The sequence below is a fragment of the Yersinia sp. IP36721 genome (assembly GCF_003634395.1).
GTDB classification, from domain to species: domain Bacteria; phylum Pseudomonadota; class Gammaproteobacteria; order Enterobacterales; family Enterobacteriaceae; genus Yersinia; species Yersinia entomophaga.
In genome coordinates this window covers 1-21,888 of sequence record NZ_QCZL01000039.1, presented here as the reverse complement: position 1 = coordinate 21,888, position 21,888 = coordinate 1, and the positions used below count along the sequence as shown (strand labels likewise).

Genomic DNA, 21,888 nt, shown 5'->3' with positions numbered 1-21,888 from the left:
CCCGGTCAGTGGAGGCGCATTATAGGGAGTTCCTGACAGGCTGCAACCCCTAATTTCAAATAATTTTCCAACCGGCTATAAATACATCAAAAATGGCATTTCTGGGTAAAAAGAAAGCAAAAAGGGGCGATAAATCGCCCCTTTCCATTTCACTATGACTGTTTGGCCACGATATGCCCGTCTTCAACATCCAATATCACAGGGATACCCGGTAATAACTTGCCGGAAAGTATCTGCTGCGCCAGCGGGTTTTCAATTTCCTGCTGGATGGCACGTTTCAACGGCCGCGCCCCGTATACAGGATCGAACCCAGCTTCACCCAAGAACTCCAAGGCAGGTTCGGTAATAGTAACTTCGTAGCCACGTTCTTCCAGACGTTTGTACAAACGCTCCAATTGAATCTTGGCAATCGAAGCCAATTGCCCCCGCCCCAACGGATGGAAGACGACGACTTCATCTATACGGTTAATGAATTCAGGACGGAAGTGATGGCTGACCACTTCCATAACCATGTTTTTCATTTCCGTATAGCTTCTTTCACCGAAGCGTTCCTGAATTAAATCAGACCCCAGGTTAGACGTCATGATGACGACGGTATTACGGAAGTCTACCGTTCTACCTTGGCCATCGGTCAGGCGGCCATCATCCAATACCTGCAATAGGATGTTGAACACATCTGGATGCGCTTTCTCGACTTCATCCAGCAGAATCACTGAATAAGGACGACGACGTACCGCTTCGGTGAGATACCCCCCCTCTTCATAACCGACGTAGCCCGGAGGCGCACCAACCAAACGAGATACGGAATGTTTCTCCATAAACTCGGACATATCGATACGAACCATAGCGTCGTCGCTGTCGAACAGGAAAGTCGCCAGAGCTTTACACAATTCGGTTTTACCTACCCCGGTTGGGCCGAGGAATAGGAATGAACCGATCGGACGGTTAGGATCTGACAAACCGGCACGGCTACGACGAATTGCGTTAGAAACGGCTTCAACCGCTTCGTTCTGGCCAATAACCCGCTGATGCAGGTCTTGTTCCATACGCAGCAGCTTGTCGCGCTCGCTTTCCAGCATCCGCGCCACCGGAATCCCGGTCCAGCGCGCCAGCACGTCGGCAATTTCCGTTTCAGTTACGCGGTTACGCAGCAACTTCATGGTCTTGCCTTCGGCCTGAGTAGCGGCAGCCAGCTGTTTCTCCAGTTCTGGAATTTTACCGTATTGCAATTCGGACATCTTACCAAGATCGCCAACGCGACGAGCCTGCTCCAGACTAATTTTGGCCTGCTCCAGTTCGGTTTTAATATTCTGAGTACCGGTTAAAGAGGCTTTTTCGGCTTTCCACTCTTCTTCCAACTCTGAATATTCGCGTTCTTTTTGCTCTAATTCAGCATTGAGCATTTCCAAACGTTTCTTACTGGCGTCGTCAGACTCTTTATTCAGCGCCTGCTGTTCCAGTTTCAACTGGATAATCCGACGTTCCAGACGATCCAGAGATTCCGGTTTGGAGTCCATCTGCATACGCAGGCTAGAACCGGCCTCATCGATAAGGTCGATGGCTTTATCTGGCAACTGACGGTCGGCAATATAACGGTGCGATAAGGTCGCAGCCGCCACAATCGCCGGGTCAGTAATTTGCACATGATGGTGCAATTCATAACGCTCTTTCAGCCCACGCAAGATGGCAATGGTGTCTTCTACCGTCGGTTCTGCTACAAATACTTTCTGGAATCGACGCTCTAACGCCGCATCCTTTTCTATATACTGACGATATTCATCCAGCGTAGTAGCACCTACGCAGTGCAATTCACCACGAGCCAACGCAGGTTTCAGCATGTTGCCTGCATCCATTGCACCGTCGCCTTTACCTGCGCCGACCATGGTGTGCAACTCGTCAATAAACAGAATGACGCTACCTTCCTGCTTGGCCAGGTCGTTCAATACGCCTTTTAGCCGTTCTTCAAACTCACCGCGATACTTAGCACCGGCAATCAACGCGCCCATATCTAATGAAAGCACGCGTTTGTGTTTCAAACCTTCCGGCACTTCACCGTTGACAATTCGCTGAGCCAAACCTTCCACAATGGCGGTTTTACCCACCCCTGGCTCACCAATCAGTACCGGGTTGTTCTTGGTACGACGCTGTAATACCTGAATGGTGCGACGAATTTCTTCATCACGGCCAATAACCGGATCGAGTTTGCCGGACTCCGCGCGCTCGGTCAGGTCAATGGTGTATTTTTTCAATGCCTGGCGCTGATCTTCCGCACCGGCGTCATCAACGGTTTCTCCACCACGCATTTGTTCGATTGCCTTGCTGATTTTATCGGTTGTTGCACCTGCGGCTTTCAATAGATCGGTCAACGAACCGCGATCTTCGAGCACCGCCAGAACAAATAATTCTGAAGAAATAAATTTATCTGCGCGCTTTTGCGCCAGTTTGTCGCAAAGATTGAGTACCCGCACTAATTCGTGGGATGGCTGAACATCGCCGCCGGTACCTTCAACCTGCGGCAAGCGTCCCAAAGCCTGATCGATTTCCGTGCGCAAACGCGCAACATCGATACCGGCAGAGGTTAACAATGGGCGAACCGTGCCCCCATCCTGAGTGAGCAAAGCGCTCATCAAATGTAACGGTTCAATAAACTGGTTGTCGCGCCCAAGGGCTAAAGACTGGGCATCGGCGAGGGCAAGCTGGAATTTACTGGTAAGACGATCCAGACGCATAACACCTCCAATACTGGTCAAAATTGCTACTGGAGATTAGATGAGGTCATCCCTCAGCTTTTCAAGGTTATTTTAGCCAATATATTTGAGTTTTGTGGTATGCGTCATTGGATCGTCCTAATTCAATAGGTTAGATCAACCAGATTAAACTTGCCAAGCGGCCGGTGATTCCTTCGCGTCGATAAGAGAAAAATTGTTGCTCATCACTCACTGTACAAAGGTCGCCACCGTACACTTCGTGGATACCCGCTGACGCCAGCCGCTGGCGGGCTAGCAGGTAAATATCTGCCAGATATTTGTCACCAAACGGAGTAAACGCCAGCGCAGCTTGGGGGTCTGCGCTAACGAATACCTGTTTTACTTCTGCTCCCACTTCAAATTGCCGAGGCCCAATCGCCGGGCCTAACCAGGCAATAATAGAAGAAGGTTTTGCGCTGAATTCTGCCAAAGTCTGTTCAAGAACGCCGGCACATAAGCCACGCCAGCCGGCATGAGCCGCCGCAACTTCGTCTCCCGTCAGCGAACAGAACAAGACCGGCAGACAGTCGGCAGTCATCACCGCGCAAACCTGCCCAGGCACGTTGCTGTATACCGCATCGGCCTGGATATCCGCGATGGGCTCGCCGTTCAGGCGTAAAACTCGCGTGCCATGCACCTGTTCCAGCCATTGCGGAGCCTGTGGCAGCGCCGCCAGCGTAATTAATTGCTGGCGATTCTGCTCCACATCCGCCGGGTTATCGCCTACGTGCGCCCCTAAATTCAGAGAATCATAAGGCGGCACGCTAACACCACCGCTGCGGGTGGTGCTGCACGACTTAACGCTGGCTGGCTGTGGCCATTGCGGCAGAATCAGCGGCTTCATTACCAATCCATCTGATCTTTAAATTCTAAAGTATCGGCTTTCAAAGCGGTGATCAGCTCAATCATGTCTTCCGGCAGAGCGGCATGCCATTCCATCTGAACGCCACTGATTGGATGATACAAACGCAGCATGGTGGCATGCAGTGCCTGACGATCGAAACCACGCAGCACGGCAATGAAATTATCCGATGCGCCTCTTGGCGGACGCGGACGGCCACCGTAAAGCTGATCGCCCACCAGCGGATGGTTAATATGCGACATATGCACGCGGATCTGGTGAGTACGGCCCGTTTCCAGACGCAGACGCAAGCGAGTATGCGCGCGGAAATGTTCCATAATGCGGTAATGAGTCACCGCAGGTTTACCCATAGGGTGAACCGCCATGTGAGTGCGTTTGGTCGAGTGACGAGAAATCGGCTCATCAACCAGACCGCCCGCCGTCATTTTACCAATGGCAACGGCTTCGTATTCACGAGTGATTTCGCGCGCCTGAAGCGCTTCAACCAAACGAGTCTGAGCCGGGACGGTTTTCGCCACGACCATCAAACCTGTGGTGTCTTTATCCAGACGATGAACGATGCCAGCGCGGGGAACATCCACGATTTCAGGGTAATAATGCAATAACGCATTTAATACCGTGCCATCAGGATTACCTGCACCGGGGTGTACCACCAAGCCGCGCGGTTTGTTGATAACCAGAATATCGCTATCTTCGTACACGATATCCAATGGGATTTCCTGCGGCTCCCAGCGGGCTTCTTCTTCTATTTGAGCGTCAATCGCGACGATCTCGCCACCCAACACTTTTTCTTTTGGCTTATTAATTGTCTTACCATCGACCGAGACCCTATCATCCAAAATCCACTCTTTTATGCGAGATCGTGAATAATCAGGGAACAATTCGGCCAAAGCCTGATCTAAACGTTGACCGAGTTGAGATTCGGCCACCGTTGCGCTGAGTTGTACTTGTTGTGCCATATGCAGCTTCTTCGTTAACGTTGGGTTTTGACGGCGATGCCGTTTAATATAATGTGCTATTGTATCTAGATCTTTGTCGGGAGCTTAACGGACAGTCTCCCGGAATAACACTTCGAGGATAATCAAAACGTCATGACGCGTATGAAATATCTGGTGGCTGCCGCCACGTTGAGCCTGGTGCTGACCGGTTGCTCCAGTAACAAGGACGTGGTTCCCGACAACCCGCCTTCTGAGCTCTATGCTACCGCGCAGCAAAAACTGCAGGACGGTAACTTTAAGGGAGCTATTACGCAACTAGAAGCGTTAGATAATCGCTATCCTTTCGGGCCTTACTCCCAGCAAGTGCAGTTGGATTTGATTTATGCTTATTATAAATCTGCCGATTTGCCGCTGGCTCAGGCCTCGATCGATCGCTTTATGCGCCTCAATCCCACACATCCTAACATTGATTACGTATTATATATGCGTGGTCTGACTGACATGGCTCTGGATGACAGTGCATTACAAGGCTTCTTCGGGATTGACCGTTCAGACCGCGACCCTCAGCATGCAAGAGCTGCTTTCCGCGATTTTAACCAGTTAATTCAAAGCTATCCGAACAGTCAGTATGCTACGGATGCCCAAAAACGCCTGGTGTTCTTGAAAGATCGACTGGCCAAGCATGAACTGGCCGTTGCTAAATACTACACTAAGCGCGGTGCTTACGTTGCGGTAATTAACCGTGTTGAGCAAATGATGCGCAATTACCCAGACACCAAAGCGACTCGCGATGCACTGCCGTTAATGGAAAATGCCTACAAGCAAATTCAGTTGAATGCGCAGGCAGATAAAGTCAGTAAAGTGATTGCAGCCAACCCTGCATAGTGGGATGGCTACACTGGCGTGAGCCAATGAGACAAAACAACGGTAGCTTCGGCTGCCGTTTTTGTTTCTGTTAGTCGCAAAATTGAACGCCCTCCTTTCCTTAATCTGTAAAACGTACTTTCTCCCGGTTCCCAATATAGGGAAACCTGCGCGGCAATTTGAGTCACGGGTAGCATACAAAACCCGACCCGCTCTGGATCTGAAAGGTTAAGGGGGGACTAAGCCATTGAGGGAGAGGGGTAAAAGCAGAATTTCGGCTCCAATATCGCTGGCCGATCTTATCGATATTGCGACATTTTTTCCGATGATTCAAGCTCTTAAATCACTTTCCTAATACTGGCTCACAGTTCAGGTCGCCTTTGCAAAAAGTGACAAGAAAATGTGATTTAGATCATTCTATTTACCGAAAAGAGAGGTATGCTGAAGTTATCCAAGACGGAGAAGACAACGAGGTAAGCCATATGACCGCAGTCAATATTACTAGCAAACAAATGGATATCACCCCTGCAATTCGTAAGCATGTTGAAGACCGTCTAACCAAACTGGATAAGTGGCAAGCTCAGCTAATAAATCCGCATATCGTGCTGTCTAAAGACCCTGAAGGATTTGTTGTTGATGCGACCATAGGTACGCCAAACGGCCCTCTGGTAGCCAGTGCCAAGCACGATGATATGTATGCCGCAATCAACGAGCTGATCGCGAAATTAGAACGACAACTAAACAAAGTTCAGCACAAAGGTGAGGCAAAACGTACCGCCGCTAGTATCAAAAATGTCAATCTGATAGAGGAGCCTGAGCAAGAAGAGTAACGGGTTAACCATCTTATTGAGGATCTAACGCGCCTTCGGGCGCGTTTTTTATTGACGCCATAACTGGCGGCAGTTAAGTTAACTCCATTCGCGACTATTAGGCCATCAACCATCACATGAGCTACAAACCGTTTTTCTTCGCATTCTTTTTTACCTTCCCCTGATTGGGAGGCGTTTCGTCGTGTGATAAAGAATGCGAAGACGAACAAACAAGCCTCCCAACCGGGAGGCTTTTTTTATGCATAAATCATTTGGCAAAAATAATAAGGCTGACCCTATGACAGACAATCCGTTACTGGTGCTACGAGAACGTATCAGCGCTTTAGACTTAAAGCTGTTGGCGTTACTGGCAGAACGCCGCGAGTTGGCAATCGAAGTGGCTCGAGCCAAGCAACACAGCCATCGTCCGATCCGTGATAAAGAACGTGAGAAGGATTTACTGCAGGCTTTGATTACTGCTGCTAAACCTTACGATCTCGACGGATTTTATATCACCCGTCTGTTCCAGCTGATTATTGAAGACTCAGTATTGACCCAACAGACATTGCTGCAACACCAGTTGAACCAAACTACCGCTCATTCAGCGCGCATCGCATTTCTTGGCCCAAAAGGTTCTTACTCTCATTTGGCCGCACGTCAATACGCCGCCCGTCATTTTGATAACCTGATCGAATGCGGCTGCCTGAAATTCCAGGATATCTTTACTCAAGTAGAAACCGGTCAGGCGGATTACGCGATTTTACCGATCGAAAACACCAGTTCAGGCTCTATCAATGATGTTTACGATCTGCTGCAACATACTAGCCTGTCGATAGTCGGAGAATTAACCAACCCGATCGAGCACTGCATTCTGACGGCTGCGGAGACCGATTTAAGTCAGATTGAAACGGTTTACAGCCACCCGCAGCCTTTCCAACAATGTAGTCAGTTCATTAACCGTTTCCCGCACTGGAAAATCGAATATTGCGAAAGCACCGCCGCCGCAATGGAAAAAGTCGCACAGCTAAATTCCCCAAAAGCCGCCGCATTGGGCAGCGAAGCCGGTGGCGCGCTCTATGGTTTGCAGGTACTGGAATACTATTTGGCAAATCAGCAGCAAAACATCACTCGTTTCATCGTGCTGGCGCGTAAAGCTATTGATGTTTCTGAGCAGATTCCAGCTAAAACTACGCTGATTATGGCTACTGGCCAACAATCAGGGGCGTTAGTAGAAGCTCTTCTGGTCTTGAAAGAACATGGCATCATTATGACCAAGCTAGAATCTCGGCCAATCAACGGGAATCCGTGGGAAGAAATGTTTTATATTGATGTGCAGGCTAACCTGCGTTCCGAAGCGATGCAAAAGGCGCTCAGCGATTTGACGCTGCTAACCCGTTCACTAAAAGTGTTGGGCTGCTATCCGAGTGAAAACGTGGTGCCGGTTAACCCAAGTTAATCGCCGATCGCTACCTATTTTTGCTCATAAAAAAAGTCATCCCGATCGTCTGGGATGACTTTTTTACTGGCTAACAGCATAAATATTAATGATTACTGCCGATTGTCATTTGCTTGGCGCAGCAAAGAGCGACTTTCCAGCAGGAAGCGTTCAGCATAATCACCGAACCAATGTTCCACCTTCTGGAAGCTGGAAACAAACCCCTGCTTGTCACTCTGTTCTAATAGCTTAATCGCATCACCAAACCGCTGGTAGTAACGTTTAATCAGCGCCAGGTTATCTTCCGACGACATAATAATATCTGCGTACAACTGCGGATCCTGAGCAAACAGTCGCCCGACCATCGCCAGCTCCAACCGGTAAATCGGCGAGGACAGAGCCAAAAGCTGTTCAAGCTGAACATTTTCTTCCGCCAAATGCAGACCATAGGCAAAAGTGGCAAAGTGGCGTAGCGCCTGGATAAAGGCCATATTCTGGTCATGTTCAACCGCGCTGATACGATGCAGCCGCGCGCCCCATACCTGCAACTGTTCCAATAACCATTGGTAAGCTTCAGGCTGACGACCATCACAATACACCACGACCTGCTTCGCCAGACTCCCCACATCCGGACCAAACATCGGATGCAGACCAACAACCGGCCCTTCATGCGCTGCCAGCATCGATTGCAGTGGACGATTCTTCACCGATGCCAAATCCAGCAAAATGCAGTCTGTCGGTAGCTTAGGTAAGCTAGCAATCACTTCTTCTGTTGCATGGATAGGTACGCTGACGATCACCATTCCTGCATCGGCCAGAATCGATTCCGCCTGCGGCCAGTCTTCCTGCTCCAGCGTTTTTACCTGATAGCCCGAAAGCATTAACATCCGACCGAATAACTGCCCCATCTGCCCTTTACCACCGATAATCACGACGGGGCGCAGCTGTGGGTTCAGGGTTTTAAAGCCTTTGTCATTCTCGCTGGCATATGACTCACGCATCACCCGGCGTAAAACATCTTCAATCAAATCGGGGGGAACGCCCAGCGCCTCGGCCTCTTTGCGGCGTGACGCCAGCATGGCAGACTCACGATCCGGCACATAAATCGGCAAACCAAAGCGGCTTTTGACTTCGCCCACCTCAGCCACCAGACTCAGGCGTTTCGCCAGCAAGTCCAGCAACGCTTTATCCACTTCATCAATTTGATCGCGCAATGCGGTCAATTCAGCCACCATAACGACTATTCCTCTACAGTCCGCGCCGCCAGCGCCGGGCTTAATTCTTTATGCATCGAACGTAACAGAGTTTCCGTTGTTTCCCAGTTAATGCAGGCATCGGTCACGGAAACACCGTAATGCATCGTTTCCCGCGGTTGCTCAGATGACTGGTTCCCCTCATGCAGATGACTTTCCAGCATCACACCGATAATCGAACGATTACCTGCTTTGATCTGCTCAACAACCGATTCAGCTACTGCGGTCTGGCGACGGAAATCTTTATTCGAATTACCATGGCTGCAATCTATCATCAAGGATGGAGTGAGTCCCGCGTCCTGCATCTGTTTTTCACACTGCGCCACATCTTGCGCACTGTAGTTAGGCGTTTTACCGCCGCGCAGAATCACATGACCGTCCGGGTTGCCCTGAGTTTGCAACAAGCACACCTGCCCAGACTGATTAATGCCAACAAAACGATGTGGCATAGATGCGGCGCGCATCGCATTAATCGCCGTACCTAAGCTGCCGTCAGTTCCGTTTTTAAAACCTACAGGCATAGATAGGCCAGATGCCATTTCACGGTGAGTCTGGGATTCCGTGGTACGGGCACCAATGGCCGACCAACTGAACAGATCGCCGAGGTATTGCGGGCTATTTGGGTCAAGTGCTTCGGTCGCCAATGGCAATCCCATACCCACTAAATCCAGCAACAGGCGTCGAGCAATATGCAGGCCTGCTTCCATATCAAAAGAACCATCCATGTACGGATCGTTGATCAAACCTTTCCAACCTACGGTAGTTCTTGGTTTTTCAAAATAAACGCGCATAACGATGTACAGGCTATCGCTCAATTCAGCAGAGAGGAGTTTCAGACGACGAGCATAATCCAACGCAGCATCCACATCGTGAATGGAACAAGGACCGCAAACCACTAACAAACGCGGGTCGCGCCCCTGAACGATATCAGCAATGGTTTTGCGCGCCGAAGCAATTGCATATTGATCATTTTCACTCAACGGGAACCGATTCTTCAGTTCTTCCGGCGTAATCAGTATTTGTTCAGCACTGATATGAACGTTATTGAGCGCATCTTTTTGCATGATCATATTTCCTACCTACCTCTGTTAAGCGAGTATCGTTTCATGTGCGGTGTCGTTTCTGAGTTCCACAATATCACGCCGTGTAAACTTTTCAATCCATATCTGTAAATAAATAATTACCGCAAACTTTACACCCACAATCTGGCTAACTTTTGCGGGATGTCGCAGTTTGTACAGATGGTTCTCCAAGCAGCAAATCACCATGATAAAATGAGAAAAATTTGTGGAGGAAGTATGCTGAGAGCGATCATCGTTGATGATGAACAACCTGCGCGCGAAGATTTACGCGAACGATTAAGTGAAGAGCAAGACATTGAGGTTATCGCTGAATGCAGTAACGCTATAGAAGCTATCCCCGCGATTCAGCGGCTCCAGCCGGATGTCGTATTTCTCGATATTCAAATGCCTCGCATCAACGGACTGGAGCTAGCGAGCATGCTGAACCCAGAGAGCATGCCCCACATTGTGTTTGTCACTGCCTTTGACGAGTATGCTGTCCGCGCCTTCGAAGAACATGCTTTCGACTATCTGCTAAAACCCCTCGACCAGCAACGATTGGCCAAGACACTTATTCGCCTGCGTCGAGGCCTAACTGTAAATAATAATTTACACAAAATCACCGAACCGATGCTGCGTCACATTCCCTGCTCCGGGCATAATCGTATCTTTCTTTTGAAAATAGAAGAGGTCGAATATCTCAGTTCAGAGCTTAGCGGTGTGCACGTTGTGGGCATGGTGCAATCAGGTTATACCCAGCTCTCGTTGAAAACGCTGGAAGAAAAAACGCCTTTTATTCGCTGTCACCGTCAATATATGGTGAACACGGAACAGCTAGGCGAAATACAGCTTATGGATAACGGTTCAGCAGAAGTTGTCACTCGCACCGGAAAGCACATCCCGGTTAGCCGACGTTATCTAAAACCACTTAAAGAGAAGTTAGGCATAGCCTGATATCATTATCTAAAACAGCTATCGCAAATCGGTTGCAGAAGAACTTCACCATGAAATATAAGCAGATGATGATCGGTGCGCTGTTACTTAGCGGCTGTAGCCATTCTCTTGACCCTAATGATGAAGTCAAAGACCCGACGAGCTGGTATGAGATCGGATTCAGTGATGCTCAGGGCGGGTTGATTGTCAGAGATAATGAGACTCTAGCCGAATGGTATGGCAATCCACACATTAATCGCGACTATTACCTATCAGGTTATCATGCTGGGCAACAGGATCTTTGCCAGCCTGCCCGCTTGAAAATTCACTTTGAACGGGGCGATAATTTCCCTGCCAGCTGTGATTCAGTTAAAGATGCCGAAATACTTCAGCAAATCTGGATTAATTAAATAGCTAATTAAAACCCAGCCCAACAATATATCGAACAATATTAAAACAATCGTTTTACATGAATAACCATCAGGGATAACCAATATTATTCCTTTCTTTTTTCTCGACTAAAAATTATAAAAAACAGATCTTCCTCTCGGTTTTAATTCATTCAATAAATAAGACGCGCTCTCTTGATATTAGCCAAGTTTTTGCTTTAGCGATCTGTGCTTTGATGGTTATAGCAAAGAAAAATATGACATTTTAAAAACAGGATTGGCTAACAAGCTTTTTTCATACAGAAAAATACAAGGGATCGTTATGATAACACTGCAATTTGCAATTATTATTCTGTGCCTATTAATCGGCACTCGCTTTGGGGGCATGGGGCTAGGCCTTATTAGTGGCATCGGCTTATTTATTTTAACCTTTATATTTGGCCTTGAACCGGGTAAACCACCGGTTGATGTCATGCTGACGATATTAGCGGTTATTGGCTGTGCTTCAGTATTACAAACCGCTGGCGGATTAAATATCATGATGCAGTTTGCCGAACGCTTATTACGTCGGCATCCGCAACATATAACGCTATTAGCTCCGTTCACAACCTGGTCATTAACCTTTTTATGCGGCACCGGACATGTGGTTTATACCATGTTCCCGATTATTTCAGATATCGCCCTCAAGAAAGGAATCCGTCCCGAGCGCCCAATGGCCGTCGCTTCCGTTGCTTCGCAAATGGCCATTACCGCATCGCCGGTATCAGTGGCCGTAGTTTCTCTGGTTTCTATTATTGGCGCGGCTCACGGCATCGGGCATGCTTATAGCATACTGGAAATTTTGGCGATTTCTGTTCCCGCTTCGTTAGTGGGCGTGTTAGCCGCAGCGCTGTGGAGCCTACGCCGCGGTAAAGATTTGGATAAAGACCCTGATTTTCAGGCTCGAATAAAAGATCCGGAGCAACGTGCCTTCATATATGGCAGCACTGATACGCTGCTGAATCAGGTTTTCCCGAAACAGGCTTACTGGTCAACCTGGATATTCTTTAGTGCCATCGCCATCGTCGTATTACTCGGCGCATTTGGCGATTTACGTCCGGCTTATGAAGTTAAAGGCGTACTTAAACCGCTCTCTATGAATCTGGTTATTCAGATGATGATGTTAATTGCCGGTGCAGTGATTCTGATGGGCTGTAAAGTTAAACCGAGCGATATTTCAAACGGTGCGGTATTCAAAGCGGGCATGGTAGCGATTTTCTCGGTATTCGGCGTCGCCTGGATGAGTGATACTTTTTTCCAGGCACATATGGGGGAATTAAAACTGGTACTGGAAGACGTGGTAAAAAGCCAGCCGTGGACCTATGCCATTGTACTGTTTTTGGTTTCTAAGCTGGTAAACAGTCAGGCGGCGGCATTGGCAGCTATTGCTCCTATGGGGTTGCAATTAGGTGTCGATCCTAAAATGCTGATCGCCTTCTTCCCTGCGGCCTACGGTTACTTTGTATTACCGACTTATCCCAGCGATCTGGCTTGCATCGGTTTTGACCGCTCCGGTACGACAAAAATTGGCCGCTTTATCATTAACCATAGTTTTATCATCCCCGGTTTAATCGGCGTGGTGTGCTCCTGTATTACTGGTTATCTGCTGGTAAATACCTTTATGTAATAAAATCCGTTTAAAAATCATCAAGGGGTAAGAAATTGCCCCTCCACCCGTAAAAATTAACTTAAGTCAGGAAACTCAATTAACACTGAGGGATAAAGCCAAAAAATTAAATTTATTACCCTATCCCCTGATATTTTATCCAATTCTCACAGACAAAATATGGTTTATTGCCGACTTTTCTGCCCTGCGTCCTGTCATAAAAAATAATTGCTAATAATAATCTCATATGTGAAATGCGTTTATTATAATTTATTTGAAGATTGGCAATATCTTATGAATAACTTTGATCGCAAGTTGATACAATGCCGGCCGCATTATCAATCTTATTCTTTTTTACCATGGAAGCATTATGTTCTCTTTGCGTCATACCAGGGCGTTACCTTTTTATTTCAGTACGTTAGCAGTGTCTATGTTCAGCGCATCAGCTTTTGCCGATGCCACCGTTTTTACCGCACTTGATGATCCTGCTACTGCTAAACACAGTTTTGTCGGTAATGTCGAAGCGGGTTATAACGCTCAATCGGGGAATACTAATAACTCAACCCTGACAGCCAACTCCACGTTGACCTGGTTCCAACCCAATACGGCTTATAGCCTTTGGGGTTCCGCAAGAAACACCAGCTCCAATGAGGTAAGATCTTCAGAGCGCTATCAGTTAGGTGGACGTACTCGCTATAATCTAACCGACCGCAACTATCTGTTCGGTCAAGCCAGCTGGTTGAACGATCGTTATAACGGCTACGATTCTCGCTCCGTACTCACAACCGGTTATGGTCGGCAGATTCTTACCGGCGCTTTACATAATCTGCGCGTGGAATTCGGTCCAGGTGTTCGCCATGACGAATTCTATCGCGGTGGCCGCGCAACTAAAGCCTTGGCCTATGCTGGCACCAACTATACCTATCAGTTGACCGATAACACCGTGTTTAGCGAAGGCGTTTCAGCTTTAGCCAACGAAGAGACTACGCTGAACTCTGAAACTGCGTTAAACGTAGCAATCAATAAGAGTTTTGCTCTGCGTCTGGCTTACGTTGTTACCTACAACACCAAGCCTCCGGCCAGCGCCCCCAAAAATACCGACACGACAACCTCAGTCACGCTGGTTTACGGTCTGTAATCATCTGAATATTCTTAGCGTGGCGCAGTCACGCTAAGATTTTCCTCACTGACGCTCTCCTTCCTATAACTAACTCATCCGTTTATCCCAACGGTTCGCGGCTCGGTCCCTGAAAATGAATAGCGTTGATGTGGCAACTGCGCGGCTGAGTCACGACAAATTTAACGGTTTGCCAAATAGATTGGCCGGTTAACAAGCGTTGGTTTGTCTGATTATGATGAGAAATATCTTCGTCAGAACCAAAGGTTTCAAAATCTGGGGGATACAGCGCGATCATGCGGATATTTTCAGCAGCTAAGCTCTGGGAAATAGTATGGCAAAAGCCGCTAAAACCCTGCTTAGCGGCGAAAAATGCGGGATGGGCGTTAGATTGAGTGAAATTCGGCACGCCGCAGACAGAAACCATCGCGATAATATCGCTGCCCTGCTCTCTATTCATCCTCGGTAGTAGCGCTTTGGTCAGTAAAATAGAGCCCGTTAAACCGGCATTAATGGTGCTAATAATATCCTCATCGCCACCGCCTGTTTGTAAATCCCCTTCCAGCCATTGAGCCGCGCTTAGCAAGAGGATATCTATCGGCTTTTCATGTTTTAGTAACCCGTGAGAAAACTGCCGGACTGAATTCATATCGGAAATATCGCACTCATAGGCCTCGGCAATACCACCTTCGGCGCGAATAATATCCACGGTTGCCTGCGCCTGCGCGATAACCCGACTGCATAAAACGACTTCAGCACCTTCCCGCGCTAACCATACTGAAACAGCCTGACCAAAATCGCGCCCACCACCGGTCACCACAGCTCTTTTTCCTTGCAGCATTTTCTTCCTCTTATTGGCCTTAGCATTCAATTGAATGAGATGCAGCCTAGCCAGAGCTAGCTTTATTATCAAAGTTTTTACTTGGTTTATTCGAGGCGGTGCGCAAAAAATATCAATAAAATAACTGAGGTAGACGGAATGGCGGTTTATATCAATAAGAAAAGTAAACGGGAGCTTTGAGAGACTTTACAGATAAAAAAAGGGGTCAGCCAATGGCCAACCCCTTGATAACTATTAACTATTGGATGAAGCCTGAGCTGTATCTTAGTTAATACGGTTAAGACGCTCTTTGATACGAGCAGACTTACCAGTACGCTCACGCAGGTAGTACAGTTTCGCTTGACGAACGGCACCACGGCGCTTAACAGTAATGCTGTCGATTACTGGGGAGTGAGTTTGGAATACACGCTCAACACCTTCGCCGTTGGAAATTTTACGAACAGTGAATGCAGAGTGCAGACCGCGGTTACGGATTGCGATAACCACGCCCTCGAATGCCTGCAGACGTTTTTTAGCACCTTCAACGACCCATACCTTAACTTCCACGGAATCACCCGGACGGAATGCAGGTACGTCTTGCTTCATCTGCTCTTGTTCGATTTGCTTGATAATATTGCTCATAATAAGTCTCTTACCCTAGGTAAACTGATATATCAGGATCGTTTGCACGCGGCGAAACGTTCCTTTCATAGTTCTGTCGCTCAGGCCTCTTGCTCCTTTCGGAACTCAGCCAGCAACACCATTTGCTCGTCAGTCAGAGCTAGGCTTTCTAGAAGTTCAGGTCTTCTAAGCCAGGTACGGCCCAGCGACTGCTTTAAGCGCCAGCGACGAATCTCAGCGTGGTTGCCCGACAGTAATACTGGCGGAACTTCCATGCCTTCCAACACCTCCGGACGGGTATAGTGCGGGCAATCCAGCAATCCATCAGCGAAGGAATCTTCCTCAGCCGAGGCCTGATGACCCAGTACGCCCGGTATAAAGCGGGATACAGAATCAATCAGCGTCATTGCCGGCAGCTCACCGCCGCTGAGAACGTAATCCCCAATTGACCATTCTTCATCAATTTCGGTTTTGATTACGCGCTCATCAATACCTTCGTACCGACCACACACCAAAATCATCTTCTGGTTGGTTGCCAGTTCGCAGACACCCTGTTGGTCCAGTTTGCGTCCTTGAGGTGACAGATAAATCACCTTTGCTCCCTCGCCTGCCGCCGCTTTTGCTGCATGAATGGCTTCCCTTAACGGTTGCACCATCATCAGCATTCCCGGGCCACCGCCGTATGGGCGGTCATCCACGGTACGATGCCGATCGTAGGTAAAGTCACGAGGACTCCAACACTGCACGCTCAGCAGGCCATTTTTTACTGCCCGGCCAGTTACCCCAAAATCGGTTATTGCGCGGAACATCTCAGGAAACAGGCTGATAACACCAATCCACATCGTTTTGTTCCACTCGCCGTTGCCGTTTAATTCAGAGGTCAAAAACCAGGATCCCAATCTACTTCAACACGTTGAGCAGTGAGATCGACATTCTTGATAACCTGCCCATGAAGAAACGGGACCAACCGCTCCTTCATACCGAATGCATCTTTCAGGTTTGCTTTGACTACCATGACATCGTTAGAACCGGTTTCCATCATATCGATGATTTTACCCAGTTCGTAACCGGTTGTGGTTACTACCTGACAGCCCATAAGGTCTTTCCAGTAGTAATCATCACCTTCTAGTTCTGGCAATTGTTTCGAATCCACCATAATTTCGCAATTAGTTAGCAGATTCGCAGCATCCCGATCGTCAACACCTTTGACTTTGATGATCAAATCTTGACTGTGGCGCTTCCAGTCTTCCAACTCGACGTGCTGCCACTTACCGGCCTGCTGGATAAACCACGGCTGATAGTCAAAAATGCTTTCGGCGTTCTCGGTGGATGAAAATACTCTGAGCCAACCGCGAATGCCGTAAGTTGAACCCATTTTGCCAAGAACAATCGGCTGCTCGGGAACCACTGGATTGAGTTGTTTGCTCATAATAACCACCACCGCGACAGATTAAGCTGCTTTCTTAGCGTCTTTGATCAGCGCAGAAACGCGATCAGAAACAGTTGCGCCCAGGCCGATCCAATGTTCGATACGATCCAGGTCCAAACGCAGTGCTTCAGCCTGACCAGATGCGATCGGGTTAAAGAAGCCTACACGTTCGATGAAACGACCGTCACGAGCATTACGGCTGTCGGTCACTACTACTTGATAGAACGGACGCTTTTTAGCGCCGCCACGAGCCAAACGAATTGTTACCATAACATCCTCTTTAGTTAATAAAACAACTGAACCCCATCGGGGAACGGGGTTCAGTTGCAATATAAAAAGCCCGAAAATTTTACTCATTTTGGCGCAAAAAGCAATCTAAAGCGTAGATTCCTGTCCGCTACTTTTATAATGAGGCCAATTTTCATCGTTTACCGCCGTTTCTGGCGGGAAATTGATAACCCTTTTCGCCTGAATGCTTATCAGGGCAAATGAGGGCATTAACGGCCAGGGAAACCCGGTGGCATCATACCTTTCATGCCACGCATCATTTTGGCCAGACCGCCGTTTTTCATTTTCTTCATCATGCGCTGCATTTCATCGAACTGTTTCAGCAGGCGGTTCACATCCTGAACCTGCATACCGGAACCCGCTGCGATACGGCGCTTGCGAGAACCTTTGATGATTTCCGGCTTGGCACGTTCTTTCAGCGTCATCGAGTTGATGATGGCTTCCATCCGCACCGTCACTTTGTCATCCATTTGCGATTTCACGTTGTCAGGCAACTGGCCTGCACCGGGCATCTTGCTCAACATGCTGGCCATGCCACCCATATTGCGCATTTGTTTTAACTGATCCAGGAAGTCGTTCAGGTCAAACCCGTCGCCTTTCTTCAGCTTGGTCGCTAATTTTTCCGCCTGTGCGCGGTCAACTTTGCTTTCAATGTCTTCGATCAGGGAGAGAACGTCGCCCATCCCCAGAATACGTGAAGCAACGCGGTCCGGATGGAATGGCTCCAACGCTTCGGTTTTCTCACCCACACCGAGGAATTTAATCGGCTTACCGGTGATATGACGAATCGACAGCGCGGCACCGCCACGAGCATCGCCGTCTACCTTGGTCAACACCACGCCGGTCAACGGCAGCGCTTCGTTAAACGCTTTCGCCGTGTTGGCAGCATCCTGACCGGTCATGGCATCGACAACAAACAGCGTTTCTACCGGATTAATCGCGGCATGAATCTGTTTGATTTCGTCCATCATGGCTTCATCAACGTGCAAACGACCGGCAGTATCGACGATCAGCACATCAAAGAATTTCAGTTTCGCCTGCTGTAAAGCCCGATTAACGATATCAATCGGTTTTTCCTGCACGTCCGACGGGAAGAATTCAACGCCAACCTGCTGCGCCAGCGTTTCCAACTGTTTGATCGCCGCAGGGCGATAAACGTCGGCAGAAACCACCAGCACTTTTTTCTTCTGCTTTTCTCTCAGGAACTTACCCAGCTTAGCTACGCTGGTTGTTTTACCTGCCCCTTGCAGACCGGCCATCAAAACGACCGCCGGCGGTTGGGCTGCCAGATTGAGTTCGTTATTGATCTCGCCCATGGCGCCGATCAGCTCATTCTTAACAATTTTTACAAATTCTTGGCCCGGCGTAAGGCTTTTATTGACCTCATGGCCAACCGCACGCTCTTTAACCCGGTTGATAAAGTCACGAACCACCGGCAAGGCAACGTCGGCCTCAAGCAATGCCATGCGGACTTCACGCAGGGTTTCTTTAATATTTTCTTCTGTCAGCCGGCCACGGCCGCTGATATTGCGCAGTGTGCGCGATAATCGATCGGTTAAGTTCTCAAACATCGTCTCATGCTCAACGTGGAAACAGGCCGCCCGGGCGACACAATGGCGGGATTATAACACGAAGCGCGCGCGATCTCTGCCTTCACGTAGGAGAACGGTTGGAGCATGACGCTGCTAACGTTATACTGGTTATCCAATTCACTCAGCCGATGCCTATTAACCGCTATGCCCGTGTTCTCTATTTTGGCTCTAGTTGCCTATTTACTTAGTCTGGGACTGATTATTCCCAGTTTGGTGAGGAAGAGCAGCGCTTACCGACGGCTAGCCCTGGTTTCTGCCGTAGTAGCGCTGGTTTGCCATGGTATCGCATTGAAACATCAAATATTTGATGTTGGCGAGGGTCAAAACCTGACTTTGCTGAATATCGGCTCTATTGTCGGTTTGATGATCTGCTCAATCATGACATTCGTGGCCTCTCGTGGGCGCGGCTGGTTCCTGCTGCCAATCGTTTACAGCTTTGCCATGATCAATTTGGCTCTCGCCAGTCTGATGCCAGGCGAATTCATTACCCATCTGGAAGGCAGCCCGGCGTTATTTATCCATATTGGGCTGGCGCTATTGGGTTATGCCACGCTGATTATTGCCGCATTGTACGCCATGCAGCTAGCTTGGCTGGATTATCTACTGAAGAATAAAAAACTGACATTCACCGCCGATATGCCGCCACTGATGAGCATTGAGCGAAAAATGTTTCACATTACGCAAATTGGCGTAGTGCTGCTGACGCTAACGCTCTGCACCGGTTTGTTATATATGGATAATTTGTTCAGCAAAGAGAATGTCCATAAAGCCGTGCTGTCGATTATGGCGTGGTTTGTCTACATTATTCTATTGTGGGGTCATTATCACGAAGGGTGGCGCGGCCGCCGCGTGGTCTGGTTCAGCTTTGCCGGAGCATTCTTACTGACTCTAGCCTATTTCGGCAGCCGCCTGCTGCAAGAGATCATGATCGGCTAACGACACTCCCCCGCCCAACCTATGGCTCCTGTTACCCTGACTGGAGCCTTCATCTATCGCTATAAGGAATATTGCGTTGGACCAGGTCTCTACCAGTACACTTATCATCATTCTGATCATTATGGTCGTGGTATCGGCTTACTTCTCCGCCTCAGAAACCGGCATGATGACGCTAAACCGCTACCGCCTGCGCCATTTGGCCAAGCAAGGAAACCGTTCTGCCCGCCGCGTGGAAAAACTATTACGCCGCCCGGATCGTCTGATTAGCCTGGTTCTTATCGGCAATAATCTGGTTAACATTCTCGCATCGGCGCTGGCCACCATAGTTGGAATTCGACTGTACGGTAACGCAGGCGTGGCAGTTGCCACTGGCGTATTGACCTTTGTGGTGCTGATTTTTGCTGAAGTGATGCCGAAAACCATCGCTGCGCTCTATCCAGAGCGCGTCGCCTTCCCTAGCAGCATGCTATTGGCTCCTTTGCAGAAGATCATGCTGCCGCTGGTCTGGTTACTGAACAGCATTACCCGCCTGTTGATGCGCCTGTGCGGTATCAAAGGCAATGTGCACGTCAGTGATGCAGTGAGTAAAGACGAATTACGCAGTATCGTGAATGAATCACACTCACAAATTTCCCGTCGTAATCAGGACATGTTGATCTCGGTGCTGGATCTGGAAAAAGTCACAGTCAGCGACATTATGGTGCCGCGCAATGAAGTGGTTGGTATTGATATCAATGATGATTGGAAGTCCATTATGCGCCAGTTAACTCATTCCCCTCACGGTCGAATTGTGCTGTATCGCCAATCGCTGGATGACGCGATTGGGATGCTACGAGTGCGTGAAGCCTACCGGCTGATGACCGAGAAAAAAGAGTTCAACAAAGAAAACCTGCTGCGCGCGGCGGATGAAATCTACTTTATTCCAGAAGGCACACCGCTGAACGTTCAACTGGTCAAATTCCAGCGCAATAAAGAAAAAGTCGGCATGATTGTCGATGAATACGGCGATATTCAAGGACTGGTTACGGTAGAAGATATTCTGGAAGAGATTGTCGGAGATTTCACTACGTCAATGTCCCCTACGTTGGCGGAAGAAGTGAATCCACAAAGCGATGGCTCGGTAATTATCGACGGCACCGCCAATGTCCGGGAACTGAATAAGGCCTTTAACTGGTCGCTGCCGGTCGACGCCCGCACCATTAATGGCATGCTGCTTGAAACCCTAGAAGATATTCCTGAGATTAACGCTCAAGTGCGCATCGGCCATTACGAAATCGAAGTATTGGACGTACAGGACAATATGATTAAACAGGTCAGAGTTACCCCGATCGATCATCCGCATTCACCGCTTAATCCGCAGTAATAGCCGCAGATCGAGCAACTCGCGCGCGATAAATACGCGCCCAATAAAAAAGACGCTCTCGCGTCTTTTTTTGTTGTGCACAGAAAACCTCCAGCTAGGCTGGAGGTTCGGTAAAGCTTTCAGCTTTGAGCCAGTTATAAAAACCCCTTTTGATTTGTTAAAACAGTTTGCGGTCTGGCAACTGCAAATGTTCAACAAGAAATCAAAAGGGGATCCCTATGAGGGATGAAAAGAGCTTAGCGCACACGCGATGGAACTGTAAATATCACATGGTTTTTGCGCCGAAGTACCGAAGAAAGGTGTTCTACGGGGAAAAGCGCAAAGCGATAGGCAGTATCTTAAGAAAGCTGTGCGAATGGAAAAACGTGAATATTCTGGAAGCAGAATGCTGTGTGGATCACATCCATATGCTTCTGGAAATCCCGCCCAAAATGAGTGTGTCGGGTTTTATGGGATACCTGAAAGGAAAGAGCAGCCTGATGCTTTATGAGCAGTTTGGCGATTTGAAGTTCAAATACCGTAACAGGGAGTTCTGGTGTCGGGGGTATTACGTTGATACGGTTGGGAAAAATACAGCCAGGATACAAGAATACATAAAGCACCAGTTGGAAGAGGATAAAATGGGTGAGCAACTCTCGATCCCCTATCCGGGCAGCCCGTTTACGGGCCGTAAGTAATCCATAAATGCAAATGTCAGATCGCGATGCGCCTGTTAGGGCGCGGCTGGCAACAGAGCCTTATAGGCGCATATGAAAAACCTCCGGCTATGCCGGAGGATATTTATTT

At 48.6% G+C, this 21,888-nt stretch carries 22 protein-coding genes and 1 other annotated feature; of the genes, 11 read left to right on the top strand and 11 right to left on the bottom strand.

Translation table 11 applies throughout. The features are described 5' to 3' along the window. Window positions 1-152: 152 nt before the first annotated feature. The 3 genes from clpB to rluD all read right to left on the bottom strand — a co-directional run bounded on the left by clpB (window position 153) and on the right by rluD (window position 4,568). Window positions 153-2,729: an ATP-dependent chaperone ClpB gene (gene clpB, locus DBA33_RS19245; protein ID WP_064516664.1), complete on the bottom strand. Its 2,577-nt coding sequence runs from the start codon at window positions 2,727-2,729 to the stop codon at window positions 153-155. A gap of 130 nt (window positions 2,730-2,859) precedes the next feature. Next, window positions 2,860-3,591 (bottom strand): purine nucleoside phosphorylase YfiH, encoded by a 732-nt coding sequence (gene yfiH / locus DBA33_RS19240; RefSeq protein WP_120807011.1) that lies wholly within the window; start codon window positions 3,589-3,591, stop codon window positions 2,860-2,862. Further along, complete coding sequence (rluD, locus tag DBA33_RS19235) at window positions 3,591-4,568, bottom strand: 23S rRNA pseudouridine(1911/1915/1917) synthase RluD (RefSeq protein WP_049601073.1); 978 nt, start codon at window positions 4,566-4,568, stop codon at window positions 3,591-3,593. The genes yfiH and rluD overlap by 1 nt, the downstream gene beginning before the upstream one ends. 132 nt (window positions 4,569-4,700) lie before the next feature. Here rluD and bamD point away from each other — a divergent pair, with 132 nt between their 5' ends. The 4 genes from bamD to pheA all read left to right on the top strand — a co-directional run bounded on the left by bamD (window position 4,701) and on the right by pheA (window position 7,676). Further along, entirely contained in the window at window positions 4,701-5,432 is a 732-nt protein-coding gene (gene bamD / locus DBA33_RS19225) for an outer membrane protein assembly factor BamD (protein ID WP_064516658.1), read from the top strand. A gap of 461 nt (window positions 5,433-5,893) precedes the next feature. Continuing rightward, the gene (gene raiA, locus DBA33_RS19220; protein WP_064516656.1) at window positions 5,894-6,241 is read left to right on the top strand and encodes a ribosome-associated translation inhibitor RaiA; all 348 of its coding nucleotides are present in this window, start codon (window positions 5,894-5,896) and stop codon (window positions 6,239-6,241) included. 115 nt (window positions 6,242-6,356) lie between these two features. Then, window positions 6,357-6,481: a sequence feature (Phe leader region), on the top strand. Further along, the gene (pheL, locus tag DBA33_RS20815) at window positions 6,358-6,405 is read left to right on the top strand and encodes a pheA operon leader peptide PheL (protein WP_201030833.1); all 48 of its coding nucleotides are present in this window, start codon (window positions 6,358-6,360) and stop codon (window positions 6,403-6,405) included. (Overlaps the previous feature by 48 nt.) A gap of 37 nt (window positions 6,482-6,518) precedes the next feature. Next, window positions 6,519-7,676 (top strand): bifunctional chorismate mutase/prephenate dehydratase, encoded by a 1,158-nt coding sequence (gene pheA / locus DBA33_RS19210; protein WP_064518466.1) that lies wholly within the window; start codon window positions 6,519-6,521, stop codon window positions 7,674-7,676. Window positions 7,677-7,768: 92 nt separating this feature from the next. Here pheA and tyrA read toward each other — a convergent pair whose 3' ends face one another. Both tyrA and DBA33_RS19200 read right to left on the bottom strand, forming a co-directional pair. Beyond that, complete coding sequence (gene tyrA / locus DBA33_RS19205; protein WP_120807010.1) at window positions 7,769-8,890, bottom strand: bifunctional chorismate mutase/prephenate dehydrogenase; 1,122 nt, start codon at window positions 8,888-8,890, stop codon at window positions 7,769-7,771. Window positions 8,891-8,895: 5 nt separating this feature from the next. Continuing rightward, entirely contained in the window at window positions 8,896-9,972 is a 1,077-nt protein-coding gene (locus DBA33_RS19200; protein ID WP_120807009.1) for a 3-deoxy-7-phosphoheptulonate synthase, read from the bottom strand. 234 nt (window positions 9,973-10,206) lie between these two features. Here DBA33_RS19200 and btsR point away from each other — a divergent pair, with 234 nt between their 5' ends. The 4 genes from btsR (at window position 10,207) to DBA33_RS19180 (ending at window position 14,074) form a co-directional block, all read left to right on the top strand. Then, window positions 10,207-10,923: a two-component system response regulator BtsR gene (btsR, locus tag DBA33_RS19195; RefSeq protein ID WP_064516651.1), complete on the top strand. Its 717-nt coding sequence runs from the start codon at window positions 10,207-10,209 to the stop codon at window positions 10,921-10,923. A gap of 50 nt (window positions 10,924-10,973) precedes the next feature. Beyond that, entirely contained in the window at window positions 10,974-11,312 is a 339-nt protein-coding gene (locus DBA33_RS19190; RefSeq protein ID WP_064516649.1) for a DUF2799 domain-containing protein, read from the top strand. A 301-nt stretch (window positions 11,313-11,613) separates the two neighbouring features. Further along, window positions 11,614-12,957 carry an anaerobic C4-dicarboxylate transporter gene (locus tag DBA33_RS19185; protein WP_120807008.1) on the top strand — a complete coding sequence of 448 codons (1,344 nt, stop codon included), beginning with the start codon at window positions 11,614-11,616 and terminating at the stop codon, window positions 12,955-12,957. A 349-nt stretch (window positions 12,958-13,306) separates the two neighbouring features. Next, on the top strand, window positions 13,307-14,074 hold the full coding sequence (locus DBA33_RS19180) for a DUF481 domain-containing protein (RefSeq protein WP_064516645.1): 768 nt from the start codon (window positions 13,307-13,309) through the stop codon (window positions 14,072-14,074). An 82-nt stretch (window positions 14,075-14,156) separates the two neighbouring features. Here the strand turns inward: DBA33_RS19180 and DBA33_RS19175 are convergent, their stop codons facing one another. The 6 genes from DBA33_RS19175 to ffh all read right to left on the bottom strand — a co-directional run bounded on the left by DBA33_RS19175 (window position 14,157) and on the right by ffh (window position 18,782). Beyond that, window positions 14,157-14,894 (bottom strand): SDR family oxidoreductase, encoded by a 738-nt coding sequence (locus DBA33_RS19175; protein ID WP_120807007.1) that lies wholly within the window; start codon window positions 14,892-14,894, stop codon window positions 14,157-14,159. Window positions 14,895-15,158: 264 nt separating this feature from the next. After that, a complete protein-coding gene (rplS, locus tag DBA33_RS19170; protein WP_004877229.1) occupies window positions 15,159-15,515 on the bottom strand; it encodes a 50S ribosomal protein L19 in 357 nt (118 codons plus the stop codon). An 80-nt stretch (window positions 15,516-15,595) separates the two neighbouring features. Continuing rightward, window positions 15,596-16,336: a tRNA (guanosine(37)-N1)-methyltransferase TrmD gene (trmD, locus tag DBA33_RS19165; protein WP_049601097.1), complete on the bottom strand. Its 741-nt coding sequence runs from the start codon at window positions 16,334-16,336 to the stop codon at window positions 15,596-15,598. Between the two features lie 38 nt (window positions 16,337-16,374). Beyond that, the gene (rimM, locus tag DBA33_RS19160) at window positions 16,375-16,923 is read right to left on the bottom strand and encodes a ribosome maturation factor RimM (RefSeq protein WP_049601098.1); all 549 of its coding nucleotides are present in this window, start codon (window positions 16,921-16,923) and stop codon (window positions 16,375-16,377) included. Between the two features lie 21 nt (window positions 16,924-16,944). Further along, window positions 16,945-17,193 (bottom strand): 30S ribosomal protein S16, encoded by a 249-nt coding sequence (gene rpsP, locus DBA33_RS19155; protein ID WP_004877236.1) that lies wholly within the window; start codon window positions 17,191-17,193, stop codon window positions 16,945-16,947. A 227-nt stretch (window positions 17,194-17,420) separates the two neighbouring features. Beyond that, window positions 17,421-18,782, bottom strand: coding sequence for a signal recognition particle protein (ffh, locus tag DBA33_RS19150; protein WP_064516641.1), 1,362 nt, complete (start codon window positions 18,780-18,782; stop codon window positions 17,421-17,423). A 165-nt stretch (window positions 18,783-18,947) separates the two neighbouring features. Here ffh and DBA33_RS19145 point away from each other — a divergent pair, with 165 nt between their 5' ends. The 3 genes from DBA33_RS19145 to tnpA all read left to right on the top strand — a co-directional run bounded on the left by DBA33_RS19145 (window position 18,948) and on the right by tnpA (window position 21,779). Beyond that, window positions 18,948-19,739 carry an inner membrane protein YpjD gene (locus tag DBA33_RS19145; protein WP_064518464.1) on the top strand — a complete coding sequence of 264 codons (792 nt, stop codon included), beginning with the start codon at window positions 18,948-18,950 and terminating at the stop codon, window positions 19,737-19,739. Window positions 19,740-19,815: 76 nt separating this feature from the next. Then, entirely contained in the window at window positions 19,816-21,102 is a 1,287-nt protein-coding gene (locus DBA33_RS19140) for an HlyC/CorC family transporter (protein WP_064516640.1), read from the top strand. Between the two features lie 218 nt (window positions 21,103-21,320). Beyond that, window positions 21,321-21,779, top strand: a complete 459-nt coding sequence (tnpA, locus tag DBA33_RS19130; RefSeq protein WP_120805318.1) for an IS200/IS605-like element IS1541C family transposase — start codon at window positions 21,321-21,323, stop codon at window positions 21,777-21,779. The last annotated feature ends 109 nt before the right edge of the window (window positions 21,780-21,888 follow it).